This is a genomic window from Corynebacterium sp. KPL2830 (assembly GCF_040225635.1).
Taxonomy (GTDB): domain Bacteria; phylum Actinomycetota; class Actinomycetes; order Mycobacteriales; family Mycobacteriaceae; genus Corynebacterium.
In genome coordinates, this window is record NZ_JBEHFR010000011.1 from 41,142 (window position 1) to 54,481 (window position 13,340).

11 protein-coding genes are annotated in these 13,340 nt (G+C 57.4%); 3 read left to right on the plus strand and 8 right to left on the minus strand.

From position 1 onward, the window contains the following. Positions 1 to 954: 954 nt before the first annotated feature. On the plus strand, positions 955 to 1,788 hold the full coding sequence (locus ABRP87_RS05395; protein WP_349867978.1) for an aldo/keto reductase: 834 nt from the start codon (positions 955 to 957) through the stop codon (positions 1,786 to 1,788). Positions 1,789 to 1,876: 88 nt separating this feature from the next. Here ABRP87_RS05395 and ABRP87_RS05400 read toward each other — a convergent pair whose 3' ends face one another. Further along, positions 1,877 to 2,356 (minus strand): ribose-5-phosphate isomerase, encoded by a 480-nt coding sequence (locus ABRP87_RS05400; RefSeq protein WP_349867979.1) that lies wholly within the window; start codon positions 2,354 to 2,356, stop codon positions 1,877 to 1,879. A 119-nt stretch (positions 2,357 to 2,475) separates the two neighbouring features. Here ABRP87_RS05400 and ABRP87_RS05405 point away from each other — a divergent pair, with 119 nt between their 5' ends. Beyond that, positions 2,476 to 2,877 (plus strand): hypothetical protein, encoded by a 402-nt coding sequence (locus ABRP87_RS05405; RefSeq protein ID WP_349867980.1) that lies wholly within the window; start codon positions 2,476 to 2,478, stop codon positions 2,875 to 2,877. On the opposite strand, the gene ABRP87_RS05410 is transcribed toward ABRP87_RS05405, so the two are convergent. Further along, on the minus strand, positions 2,878 to 3,501 hold the full coding sequence (locus tag ABRP87_RS05410; RefSeq protein WP_284610604.1) for a mycothiol-dependent nitroreductase Rv2466c family protein: 624 nt from the start codon (positions 3,499 to 3,501) through the stop codon (positions 2,878 to 2,880). A 98-nt stretch (positions 3,502 to 3,599) separates the two neighbouring features. Here ABRP87_RS05410 and pepN point away from each other — a divergent pair, with 98 nt between their 5' ends. Next, complete coding sequence (gene pepN, locus ABRP87_RS05415) at positions 3,600 to 6,116, plus strand: aminopeptidase N (RefSeq protein WP_349867981.1); 2,517 nt, start codon at positions 3,600 to 3,602, stop codon at positions 6,114 to 6,116. Positions 6,117 to 6,119: 3 nt separating this feature from the next. Here the strand turns inward: pepN and ABRP87_RS05420 are convergent, their stop codons facing one another. From ABRP87_RS05420 to ABRP87_RS05445, 6 genes are read right to left on the minus strand one after another with little or no spacing between them, the layout of a single operon-like run. Next, complete coding sequence (locus ABRP87_RS05420) at positions 6,120 to 6,809, minus strand: SDR family oxidoreductase (RefSeq protein WP_349867982.1); 690 nt, start codon at positions 6,807 to 6,809, stop codon at positions 6,120 to 6,122. Between the two features lie 58 nt (positions 6,810 to 6,867). Continuing rightward, entirely contained in the window at positions 6,868 to 8,094 is a 1,227-nt protein-coding gene (locus tag ABRP87_RS05425; RefSeq protein ID WP_349867983.1) for an alkylhydroperoxidase domain protein, read from the minus strand. Positions 8,095 to 8,147: 53 nt separating this feature from the next. After that, positions 8,148 to 9,752: a dipeptide ABC transporter ATP-binding protein gene (locus ABRP87_RS05430; RefSeq protein ID WP_349867984.1), complete on the minus strand. Its 1,605-nt coding sequence runs from the start codon at positions 9,750 to 9,752 to the stop codon at positions 8,148 to 8,150. Continuing rightward, positions 9,752 to 10,564: an ABC transporter permease gene (locus ABRP87_RS05435; RefSeq protein WP_284631068.1), complete on the minus strand. Its 813-nt coding sequence runs from the start codon at positions 10,562 to 10,564 to the stop codon at positions 9,752 to 9,754. The genes ABRP87_RS05430 and ABRP87_RS05435 overlap by 1 nt, the downstream gene beginning before the upstream one ends. After that, a complete protein-coding gene (locus tag ABRP87_RS05440) occupies positions 10,561 to 11,592 on the minus strand; it encodes an ABC transporter permease (protein ID WP_284631067.1) in 1,032 nt (343 codons plus the stop codon). The genes ABRP87_RS05435 and ABRP87_RS05440 overlap by 4 nt, the downstream gene beginning before the upstream one ends. Before the next feature lie 3 nt (positions 11,593 to 11,595). Further along, positions 11,596 to 13,251 (minus strand): TIGR04028 family ABC transporter substrate-binding protein, encoded by a 1,656-nt coding sequence (locus tag ABRP87_RS05445; RefSeq protein ID WP_349867985.1) that lies wholly within the window; start codon positions 13,249 to 13,251, stop codon positions 11,596 to 11,598. Positions 13,252 to 13,340 lie beyond the last annotated feature (89 nt).

The following is a 13,340-nucleotide window of genomic DNA, read 5'->3' on the forward strand; positions in this document are numbered from 1 at the left end:
AGCTGGTTATTGGCAGTAAGTGGAACCGTTGGTAGAACCATCTTGGTTGGCATGTTTAAACCCTCACGGATTGTATAGTCTGTGGGGTTTGAATAGTTTTAGCTTTGGTTAGAGTTTCTTCCAGAGTGCGGCCACGGCGGGCGGCCCCCATCCGGCTTGTGTGGTGCGGGGTTGGGCTGTTTTGGGAAATATTCTTAAAATGTTCGTTCTTCCAGTTTACCAATAACGCATTAATATGTTATACTAGTAAATGTAAGTCTGCACGGCACTTACAAAACTGAAGAGGTGATGGAGGTCGCGGCGCTAATAATTTCACTGTGTAGCCTAGCTATTCAGATAAAGCAGTACCGCAACGACCACCCGCCAAATCGGGTAGGCATCGCAAATAGCCTCTAGGGGCACACCTCCCAATATACCGAACGGACACATTACAGTGACATTGAAACAGGCCTCCGCCGTCTCAGGCATCGTAGTCGCCGCCGCCTACTCGATAATTGCCGATTCGCCCATCTGGCTTATTGTCATAGCCTTAGCGGCACTATCCGGCTACAACCTAGCTACAGCCACTACCCAAGGGAGGAAAAACCGTGCAGCCTAAAATCATTGACGCGGACACAGGAAAAGAGCTGTGGCGCACTGCAGAGTGCGCCGAGTACTGCAGCATCACCACACGCACGTGGGCGAGTTATTACGCAAATGAGCGCACACCCGCCCCTGTGGCCATGCTCGATGGCCGTAGCGCATTGTGGCTTGCTGAGGATATTAAGCGCTGGCATGCGTCCCGGCCGGGGTCACCCAGCCAGCTCCGCCGTTAGGCCTCCTTGCTGGTTCCTTAGTTTTATCGAGGCCCCTGCTTGCCGGCGCCTCCCTCCATCCCGCCGCCCATCTCCCGCCAAGCGCGGCTATAAATACATCACATTGGGGCGGTGGCCAGAAAAGCGTAATCTGGTGTCCATGACCGTACCTAATATTACTTTGAACGATGGCAATACAATCCCCCAGTTGGGCTTTGGTGTCTTCCAAATGGACCCGGAAAAGACCGAGGAATACGTAGCCGAAGCGCTGCGCGTGGGCTACCGCCACATCGATACCGCGGCCATTTACGGCAATGAGGAGGGCGTGGGCAAGGCCATCGCCAACTCCGGAATCCCGCGCGAGGAGATCTTCATCACCACCAAGCTATGGAATGACCGCCACACCGATGCCGCTGCCGCACTGGATGAATCCCTACAGAAGCTGGGCCTTGACTACGTTGACCTATACCTCATCCACTGGCCTACCCCAGCCAAGGGCACGTACGTTGAAGCTTGGAAGCAGCTCATTGAACTGCGTAAAGAGGGCAAGGCGAAGTCCATCGGCGTGTCCAACTTTGAGCCGGAGCACTTAGATCAGTTGGAGTCACACACGGACGTCGTCCCCGCGATTAACCAAGTGGAGCTGCACCCTTACCTGCAGCGCTGGCGCGAACTGGACGCTGGCCGCGCCCACGGCATCGCCATCGAGGCATGGGGCCCGCTGGGTCAGGGCAAGAGCGATATCTTGGAGGCACCAGAGGTTACTGAAGCCGCCGAGGCGCACGGTGTTTCTCCAGCCCAGGCCATTATTCGCTGGCACCTGCAAAATGGGGTCATCCTCTTCCCCAAGTCCTCGACGCCATCGCGCATTGCAGAAAACTTCGATGTCTTCGGCTTCGAGCTCACTGATGCAGAGATGGCCGCCATTACCTCTTTGGAGGAAGGCGAAGACGGCCGCGGTGGGCACCACCCCAATGACATGAACGACGCCTAATGCGCTTGGTGTAACCACCACATAAAACGCCGCGTGGCCACAATGGCCCGCGGCGTTCACTTATGTCTATTCAAGGATCCTGGCGGTTTTAGCGCGGGTCCTTAGGCAGCTCGGGTGGGATATTGGTGCGCTCGTATTCTGCGAGGATATCGATGCGACGCTGGTGACGCTCGGCGCGGGACCATTCTTGATCCACGAAGGCATCCACGATTTCTAGGACTTCTTCTTGCGAGTGCATGCGCCCGCCGATGCCGATGAGCTGCGCATTATTGTGCTCGCGGGCTAGGCGTGCCGTTTCTGGCGACCATGCCAGCGCACAGCGCGCACCCTTGACCTTATTGGCGGCAATCTGCTCTCCATTTCCGGATCCGCCCAGCACGATTCCCAGGGAACCTGGATCGTTGACGGTGCATAGCGCCGCTTCAATGCAGAATGCGGGATAATCATCCTCGGCGTCATAGGTATGAGCGCCGCAGTCGATAACGTCATGGCCTTGTTTGGTGAGGTGTTCAGAAATCAGGTTTTTAGTCTCAAAACCTGCGTGGTCAGCTCCAAGATATACGCGCATAACCCCTACAGTACCGGCACCGCCGCCTTCTGGGCACCACTTTGCATAACCTATTTCGCTCATAGTCCGGCGCTGTTAAGCTAAAGCGCAGATTACGTGCTGCACAGAAAGGCTAAAACATGAGCCCTCGCGTCCTCGCCCTCTACGGCAGCATCCTTGCCATCGCGGTGCTGTTATTTGCGGCAAATATTTTCTTAACCAATAAGAACTACCTCGTGCCGCTTATCCATACCGCACTGTTCACTGTCGCCCACCTTGTTCTGGGGCTGTGGTGGCTGAATCAGCGGGTGCTAAAGAAAAATCGTCTCGGGGGTTTGGCTGCGGCGATTGGGATTTTATCCCTGCTCACCGCGGCATCATGGGCTACGTGGGTGGCCGCCGCTTGGTCAGAATTCCAGGCTCAGACGGCCCTGCCCATCATCAATATCGCCGGGGTGCCAGCGTTTTTACTCACGCCGATCATCGCGGTGTGCTGCCTCGCCGCCGCCGTGCGCCGCAAGCAAGGCCAGCAGCGCTCATAACTAGTCCTCTTCTACCTGCGGCATCTCCGTGCGGGAGCGCTTGAGCTCGAAGAAGTAAGGGAACTGGGCTAGGCGCACGGAGGCATCGAAAAGCTCGCCGGCTTCCTCACCCTTGGGAACGCGGGTAATAACCGGGCCAAAGAAAGCGGTATCGCCCAGCTTAATAACCGGGGTTCCTACCTCATCGCCCACGGAAGAAATGCCGTTGTGGTGGTACTCGCGCAGCTTCTCGTCGTACTCCTCGGTGTGGGCGACCTCCGCAAAGTCTGCGGGGAGGCCAACCTGCTCTAATGCCTGGGCGATGATTTCGTCATAGCCGCCATCGCCCTTCTTGCCGCCGTTGCCCTTGGCGTGAATCAAGGTGCCCATGGCGGTATAAAGCTCATCTACCTTTTCTGGCTGCTCGGTCTTTACCTTGGCGAATACGCGGGCAGGGCCCCAGTTGGCCTCCATCATTTCCATGTATTCGGGGTCGAGATCGCGGCCGTCATTCAGCACCGACAGGGACATCGGCTCAAATTCCACCGCAATATCGCGGACCTTTTCTACCTCTTTGATCCAGCGGGACGTTGCCCATGCGAACGGGCAGGAAGCGTCGAACCAAAACTTAACTGGGGTAGTCATTATTCCTCCTTGAAATAAGTGCAGTTTGCCCCACCACTGTAAACGCGCTGCTAACCTTGATGCATCACTATTTTCGTTAGCAAAGGAGAATCTAGGCAATGACCTCTGTAAACCTCACGTGGGAGGAAGCAAAAAATCGCTCCCAGATGCTCCAGGTTGACCATTACGATGTCGCTTTAGACCTTAAGCATTCCGATACCCACTTCCTGTCCACCACCACGGTGCGCTTTAGCACCCAGGAAGCCGGTTCTACCTTCATCGATCTGCGTGCGGACAAGCTGCACGAGGTGCGCCTGAATGGAAACCCGCTGCCCACGCAGTCCTATGACTCCACCTACGGCATTCCCCTTTCCGGGCTGCAGGTAGCGGACTACACGCTCGAGGTCACCGCTGAGATCCCCTTCTCCCGCACCGGTGAGGGCCTACACCGCTTCGTGGACCCTGCCGATGGCGAGGCCTACCTATACACCCAGTTTGAAACCGCCGATGCCAAACGCGTTTTTGCCTGCTTCGATCAACCGGATTTGAAGGCCACCTATTCCCTGCACTTTAAGGCTCCGGAGGAGTGGACCATTATCACCAATGGCCCGGTCACCCGCGAGGGCGATACCACCCACTCCGAGATCGACTACCCGCTGTCGACCTACCTGGTTGCCCTGTGCGCTGGCCCATACCACGAGGTCACCGATACCTGGCGCGGCGAGCTGACCGAGCACCCCGAGGGCAAGCCGGCCCAGCAGCTCGAGGTCCCGCTTGGCATTTACTGCCGCGCCTCGCTGGCTGATTCCCTCGATGCCGAGCGCCTATTTACCGAGACCAAGCAGGGCTTCGACTTCTACCACCGCAACTTCGGCTTCCCCTACCCCTTTGGCAAGTACGACCAGATTTTCGTCCCCGAGTTCAACGCAGGTGCGATGGAAAACGCCGGGTGCGTAACCATCCGCGATGAATACGTCTTTACCTCGCAGGCCACGCACTACAAATACGAGCGCCGCGCCGATACCATTCTGCACGAGCTCGCCCACATGTGGTTCGGTGACCTCGTGACCATGCAGTGGTGGAATGACCTATGGCTCAACGAGTCCTTCGCCACCTGGTCCGCAGCAATCTCGCAGGCGGAAGAAACCGAATACGATACCGCCTGGGTCACCTTCGCCAACGTGGAAAAGTCCTGGGCTTACCAGCAGGATCAGCTGCCTACTACCCACCCCATTTCCACCGATGCCAGCGATATCGAGACCGTGGAGCAAAACTTCGACGGTATTACCTACGCCAAGGGCGCCTCAGTGCTCAAGCAGCTGCAAGCTTATGTCGGCCGCGAGAACTTCCTCGCCGGCGTGCGCCGCCACTTCGCCGCCCACGCGTGGGGCAATGCCACCTTCGACGATCTACTCCGCCACCTCGAGGAGGCATCCGGGCGCGATCTATCCTTCTGGGCGCAGCAGTGGCTCAAGACCACCGGCATCAATACCCTGGCGGTGGCCACGGAGGCCAATGATGACGGCACCATCACCCAGGCGCAACTTGCCCAGCGCGGCGATACCCTGCGTACCCACCGCATTGCAGTGGGTCTGTACGGCACCCAAGACGGCAAGGTCGTGCGCACCGAGCGCCTCGAAATGGACGTGGAAGGGGAAGCCACCGAGATTCCAGAGTTGGTCGGACGGAACCTCAATGACATCGATTTCATCCTGCCCAACGATGACGATCTGACCTACTGCCTCATCGATCTGGATGCGGGATCCCTGCAATTCCTGCTGGATAATATCGAGAAATTCGACGACCCCATGGCGCGCACCCTCTGCTGGTCCACCGCCTGGGAGATGACCCGCGCCGGCACCATGCGCGCCCGCGACTTTATACGATTGGTGGCCCGCGGCATGAAGGCGGAAACTGAGCTCGCCGTCCTCGAGCGCATCGTCTCGCAGGCTTCTACCGCGCTGAAGAACTACGCCGATCCGGCGTGGGCGAAAGATAGCACTGTTTTGGCGCAGGCGCTTGTCGATGGCGCCCGGAGCACCGATACGCAGCGTTCCATCATCTGCACGCAGGCGCTGTCTAGGATTCGGCTGCACCAGCCGGCCCTCGACTACCTGCACGATCTCCTCGCGGATTCCGATGATGCCGGGCTGCGCTGGTCCGCCGTCGCAGCGCTCGCTGCCGCGGGCGCGCTTGCCGATGCCGAGGCCGCCATCGCCGCCCAACTCAAGCGCGATAATTCCGCTACCGGCTACTACTCTTCCCTGCGCGCCCGCGCCGCGATTGCCACCGCGGAAAATAAGCGCGCGGTATGGGAAGAAATCGTAGCCGGGGATCTCACCAACCGCGAGCTCACCTCCAAGCTGGAGGGCTTAAACTACCCGCACTCCGATGATCTCTTGCCCACCGCGGAATTCTTCGAGGTGGCCGAAAAGATCTGGGATTCCCAGTCCTCCGAAGTGGGCCTGACCACCGTGACTGGGTTATTCCCCTCCTGGGATATCAGCCAAGACGGCCTCGATCGCGCCGATGCCTTCCTGCAGAAGGATCTGACAGGCGGCCTGCGCCGCACGATTACCGAGCAGCGCGACCGCGTGGCCCGCGCCCTCCGCAACCGCGAGGTCGACGCCGCTTAATGCTTAGTTCTTGCGGAGGTTCAGTTCGATGCGCGGGCGCACCTGAATCTCCGTGAGCTGGGTGGTGGGCCCAGCCTCCACGACGGTGCGGATGGCGCGCGCCACCTCCACGGGCGCAATAACCTCGTTTGGGTTGTAGGCCTGCAGGCCCTCCAGCATCGGGGTGTCGGTGGGGCCTGGCGCCACGGTGGAGACGCGAATGCCGGGTTCGGAGATACGCAGGGCATCGGCAAGCGCATAGAGCGCGTGCTTCGTGGCGGCATAAACCACGTTATCGCCGTAGCTCTTGCGCCCCGCCCCCGAGTTGATGAAGACGACGGTGCCCTCCGCCTTGCGCAGCTGCGGCAAGAGCGCGCGGGTAACCTCTGCTGGCGCGTGGACGTTTAAGTCCATGTGGACGCGCCAATCGTGCGGGGTGGCCTCTTCCACCGAGAACTTCTTGGCGCGCGCCGCGCCGTGCACAAGCACATCGACCCGCTCTAGCTCGGGCAGCTGCATGCCCTCATCCAATCCGGCGACCAAGTCGCTGGCAACCGGCGTGATATTTGCGGCTTCCGGGAGCTCATCGGCGCTGCGGCCCAGCGCATACACGTGGTGATCGCGGGCGAGGTCCTTGATGATCTCGCGCCCCATGCCACCGGTGGCACCGGTAACGACGGCGATTTTCTCTGGCACATTCGTGGTATCAGTCATGCCGCCCCATCATAGGCAAAATGCTGTGTCCCTGACGCGACACCGCAGTGTCCTCTCCCTACCGAAAACGCTCCGGAACGTTGGCCTGGCCCAAGGTAAGCATAAGGCGATTAGCCCAGTTGAAAAAGGAGGATGCATAAATGATATCCACGATGGACTGATCGTCGAATCCGGAATCGCGCAGCTCATCGCAAAGCTCAGCATCAAAGCTTATCGGCGATGAAGTCAGCGCCAGAGCAGCACGGCGAATAAGATCCCATTCTTGAGAACCAAGATCCGCCTTAATACCTTCTGCAAGAAGGCGATCCACGATTTCCCTCTCCCCGCCTTCTTTCACGCACCGCGCCTGGTGCACGGATGCGCAGTAAGCGCACCCATTGAAACGCGACACAACAGTAGCGGCCAGTTCCCTATCCGCGCGCGATAATCCTCCTTCGGTGTTGTAGAAAATATCCAAGTCCGTCAGGGTACGCGCCTTCAGGGCGGCGGGATCTCGCGCGAGCACGCGGAAGTACTCAGAGTCAATGCGCTCGGGCTTGATAAGCGCATCCATATGCGCCGGGGTGAAGTCCTCTTTGGGAAGCGGTGCCACCCACGGCAGCCAACCGAGTGAATGATTAACAAAATGGTCTGGGATAACCCCTTCGGGCTGAAGAGTATTCTCGGTTGCTTCCCAATCAGGTTGGACTCCGCCGGTAGCCCGGCGCGCTTCCGAGACAGTCGGAGCCTGCCCCGAAAGCACGCTCAGCCCGTGGGCCACGCGGAGTTGAAAGGCGAGGAAAGAAACGAGCTGGGAAAGGCTCACGATATCGGTGGCAGACCACCCAGCGGCATCGAGATGACCAAGTGCCTGCGGGGACGCGTCCTTGGGGTGGAAAGACAAAAGATGCGCCCAGTCACATGCAGCGGATAAGCGCTTCCCTAATGCTCCTTCGGAGTCTTGGGCTTCCCCAGTCGTATTTTCGCCGAAGACGAGAAAATCCGCGTCTTGGTACGGCCCCGTCGATGCCCCGCGTCGGGCCGCGGCGCGAATTGCGGCTACAAGGGGCTCGCTTGCTTCATCGCTGAGCAGGTCGAAATAGAATTCCGCCGCGGGCGCATGATTGATGGCCGCGGTAAAGGCAGCAATCGCGTAGCGTTCGGCATAAGAAAAGGTGCCAGGGTCTTCCGGTTCGAGCAATGCACTAAAGCTTAATTGGGCATTGTCTTGGGCTTGCGGGCGTGCTGTGCGCAGGCGCTGTACCTCCTGAGAAGCACCGGAGAGTTCGTTGATAATATCTACCATCGGTGTCACCTTTCTATCGTTATGCTTAATGCGAATGGAGGGGCCTAGTTGGACTACAGCCCTAAGTTTAGGTCGCCCGCGCGGTAGCGAGAGCCGGGAATGGCCGCAATAAGTTCGCGGGTATAGGCCGTTTCCGGATGTGCAAAGACCTCTGCGGTTCGGCCCGATTCCACCTGCTGCCCATGTGACAGCACGGATACCGTATCCGAAATCTGATTGACCACGGCCAAATCGTGCGAAATAAAGATATACGTTAGACCTAGTTCTTTTTGCAGCTCATCAAGTAGGCGTAGGATCTGCGCTTGCACTGTAACGTCAAGCGCCGAAACGGCTTCATCAAGCACCACCAGCTCCGGCTCGACGATCATGGCACGGGCGATAGCTACGCGCTGTCGCTGCCCGCCGGATAGCTCCTTCGGCTTGCGGCCTGCCATCGCTGAATCAAGAGCAACCAAGTCCAAGAACTTCTGTGCCTTTTTATTGGCATCGCGCCGCGAAGCACGCGTAAAGTTCCGGACCGGCTCAGCAATCGTTTCCCCAATACTCAGGCGCGGATCGAGCGAACTAAAAGGATTTTGGTACACCAGTTGAATCTTTTGCCGCAGTTCCCGCAGGCGCTTTCCCTTCACACCGGTCAATTCCTCACCCGAGAGCCGAATGGTTCCTTCGGTGGGCCGAGAAAAAAGGGAGATAGCACGGCCGGTGGTGGTTTTACCCGAACCTGACTCACCTACAAGGGCGTGGGTGGTGCCTCGCGCAACCGTAAAACTTATATCGCGCACGGCACTAAACTCCCCGAACCGTTTGCTCAGCCCTTCCACCTCCAATAAAGGCGTGGCCCCTTCGGTTGCGGTGCGGCGAGTGAGGGTGGGAGTGGACAATGAGGGGGCATCGGCAAGCAGGCGCTTGGAGTACTCATGCTGGGGCGCGGTTAACACATTGGCGGCCACTCCAGACTCGCGCACATGGCCCTTTTCCATTACTACGATGGAATTAGCGCGATCCCCGGCCACGGCAAGATCGTGGGTAATAAACAATATGCCCATAGTTAGTTCATCGCGCATATCATCCAACAAATCCAGAATGATCTTCTGCACGGTGACATCGAGCGCCGAGGTGGGCTCATCCGCAATGATAAGTTCCGGTTCCAATGCTACGGCTGCGGCAATCAACGCACGCTGTTTCATACCACCGGAAAGTTCATGGGGATACTGGCCGTAGCGGCGCTCAGGATCATCAATGCCGACGCGTTCCAAGAGCTCCACCGCGCGCTGGCGGCGAGAGTGTTTAGTGCCCTGCGAATGCACGGCCATGCCTTCTTCCACCGCGGCACCGATGGTTTTTAGGGGGTTCAGGGAATTATTGGGATCCTGCGGGATCAAAGCGATGCGCCGACCACGCAATTCACGCCACTGTTTCTGCGAATATTGCGTGACATCGCGGCCATCGAAAGAAATGGAACCGGATACGATGGAGGCATTTTCCGGCAACAGACCAATGGCTGCCATTGCGGAGGTGGACTTACCGGAACCAGATTCGCCGACAATGGCGGTCATTTCCCCGGCATTTACCTCAAGGTTAATGCCGCTGGCGGCCTGAAAATCGCCTTTGTCTGTGCGATAGGTAATGGACAGATCTTTTACGCTTAGAAGAGACATCAGGCAGCCTTTCGCAGTGTCTGGCTTAAGTGATTAGCCGCAAGTACTACGGCGACGATGACGGCGCCGGGGGCTAGGGTTAGCCAGCCGGCGGTGGCGATATAGTCACGTGATTCCGAAATCAATAACCCCCATTCCGGCGTAGGTGGCGGAGTGCCATAACCCAAAAATCCCAGGGTTGCCAGCTGCAAAATGGCCAAGCCAAATTGCAATGCCGCGACTGCAAAAACTGCGGTCAAGGAGTTAGGCAAAATATGGCGAGTTAGCACTTGGAAAGGCGTGCCACCCGAGCCATAGGCCGCCTCCACAAAGTCCGATTCGGCCACGCTTAATACCTGCGAGCGGGCCAAGCGGGCAAAAGTGGCAACAGAAGTAATACCGACAGCAATAGCGGCGTTAAAGGTGCCATGCCCCAAAACGATGATGACAGATAGCGATAGCAGGAGGCCCGGAATGGATAGAAGCACATCCACAACGCGCATAATGACCGCATCCACCCAGCCTTTCTGTACGCCGGCAATAATGCCAAGCACGGTGCCTACGGTAAGACCGAAGAGCACCGCGATGAGGGCACCGAGCAAGGATTGGCGTGCGCCGTAGATAACGCGAGTATAGAGATCGCGTCCTACGGCATCGGTACCGAACCAGTGTTGCGAGCTGGGAGCCAATAGTGCCTGTGTATCGCCGCCCTGGTTAGGATCCTGGGAGGCAAAAAGATGCGGAAATAGCGCGCATACAACAGCGAAAGCTAAGACCAACACGGAAATTACAGAGCCGGGAGAGGTCAGGAGTTTCTTCGTCTTAAGATTCATGCTTGAGCCTTCTTTTCATCCGCTTCACGGGCCGCGTGTTGCACCCCAACGTGGTGAGTGGCATGCGACGTTGCGACGGAAGTGGCACTACCCTTATCTCGGTCACGTAGGCGAACGTCGAGAACTGGGTAAAGCAAGTCCACCACAAGGTTGATGAGGACAAATATGGTAGCCGCCAGCACTACGATGGCGAGTAGCACCGAGGTATCGCGATTTGCTACGGCATCCACGGTCAGTGCACCGATACCGTGGCGCGCGAAGACGGCCTCCGTCACCACGGAACCGCCCACTAGCTCGCCGAAGGTTAGACCAGCCATGGTAAGTGCCGGCAGGATGGCGTTGCGCAAGACATTGCGCCACAACAGCCAGGCTTCGCTGGCCCCTTTAGCGCGTACTACCTGTACAAATGACATATCCATCACCTCATCGATAGAGCGCATCAGCACCTGGGCCAACGGCGCGGAGACGAAAAGTCCCAAGGTAATCACCGGTAGGACCAGCCCCTGCGCTGTAGAAGCACCAATGACTGGAACCCAGCCCAGCGCGAAGGAAAATACTTGGATCAAGATGATGCCTACCCAAAACGTTGGGGCCGACACCAAGACGGAAGGCAGGCCGCGAAAGAAACCACGCAACCAGACGAGCGGGCCAAAGGTAGCGGCAATAGCAATGACAAAGGCCAGAACCACCCCAAATAGGAAGGCAAGCAGCGCAAGGGCGAGGGTAGACGGTAGGGCATCAGCAAGCATGTCTGCCACTGGCGTACCAGTAGCCACGGAAAAGCCGAAATCACCGGTAATAAACCCGCCTAGAGCATTTATATAACGATTAACTAGCGGCTCATCGGCCCCGTAAACCTCTCGAATGGTGGCGAGCTGCTCAGGCGTAAGACCCAAGTTGGGGTTGTCGTACCGGGAGGCAACGGCATCCCCAGGAAGCGCTGTAAGCAGGATAAATGCCACGGTAAACGTGGCCCAGATGACCACAACGGCTTGACCTATTCGCAACGCAATCGATGTTGGACTCATGTCTTATTCCTGCCCTTCTTCCGCATTGATCTTCACCGCATAAAAGGAAGGGCGCCCGATGGCTTCGGTGGTAAGGCCCTCCACATAGGGCTGGAAGCCATAAACTTGTGGTTCCTCAAAGAGCGGCAGAATATAGGCCTGCTCCGAAAGGTAATCCTGCATCCGGCCGCTCATTTCGAGACGTTCTTTTTCGCTCTTTAAAGAGAAATGCTCCTCCACCATGTCCTGCAGCTTGGGGTCACCGAAGGAATCGGTTCCTTCGTCATAATTGAGGAAGGAATTGCGACCCTTGCCGTTGATCCAGGTAGCCAAGGTATCCACGTTGGCGCGCCCAACCATGGAGTGGCGGACCTGTACGGAATCCTGGTCCTTCATGGCTTTATCCTGTGCAGTCCGGTCTCCCGGATAGAGGTTGGCTTCAACCCCGATGTTTTTCAGCATCTCTTGGACCTTGGTAAACATCTCGCGGGAACGAGGCTGTGGGACGGACTCATTGAATGTCAGAGAAAGCCGCTTCCCATCTTTCACGCGGATGCCATCCTCGCCTGGAATCCAGCCGGCTTCATCGAGTAGGTGTCGGGATTTATCTGGATCAAAGGCATAATTTTCGGATTGATCCTTAAAGCCTACGGCGGTGCGAGCAAGGATAGATGAACCCTTGGGATAAGAATCCGAATACAAGGTACTCAGGATATTATCGCGGTCGATGGCGTGAATCAGTGCTTGGCGTACGCGCTTATCTGCCAATAGCGGGTGCCGGAAGTGGAAGTGGTAGCTATTATTCACACCCCGGGTTGGCGCAGCAAGGACCTGAAGGTTCTTATCTTTCAAATGCTTCTCATCGGGGGCTTCGATCTGACGGGCGATATCGGATTGATGAGCCACGAGGGAACCCACGCGCACGGAATCTTCGGCCGCCAACACCACATTGATGCCCTCAATTTCCGCAGGGCCTTGGTGGTCTTTCCGGGCGGGCGGCGCCCAGTCATAGTCCTTGCGCGCCTTTAGCACCAGCTTGGTGCCCATATCCTCTTCCTCAATAACAAAGGGCCCCGAACCAGAAATATCCGTTGCGTGGCCAGGTGAAAAGCCCGTGTCATCCAAGTCCAAGGTGTCATTAGACAACAGGGCCTGATTCATTACAGACGTGGATTGCGGGAAACCTGGGGACGGCTCGCTGAAGTAAAACTTCACCGTGTAGTCATCAATGACCTCGGATTTCACGTAATTTGGAAGCTGCTCCGACGGGGTAAGCATGCGGGAATCATCACCCTTGGCATACAGGTCATAATTCTTTTTCACGTTTGCTGCATCCAGCACGGAACCATCGGAATAGGTCACGCCTTTACGAATATGGAACGTAAATTCCGTGTCATCCGCATTGGTGTCAGGCAGGTCCTCCGCAATCCATGGGTGAAGCTCCAAGGTTTCTGGGTCCTGCCAGAGCAGGCGGTCCGCGATGTTATTGAGCACGCCGCCGTTGGGATAATAGCCGCCCGCCGGTGGATAGAGGTTATTGAACATATTCGGCTCGGCATAGGTCACCATGCCATCTTCGGCCGCGTGGGTAGTATTCGCGCAAGAACTGAGCGTTACAACGAGCGCGGTGCTGGCAACCACCGCGGCGAGAGGCTTAAAAAGCCGATGTAGATACTTCATAAGGGAGGTCAATTCCTTAAAGGTTGAAGTTGGACCAGCCCATTAGAACACACCGCCACCACAAACACAAGACCGCTCGGTCTACCCTC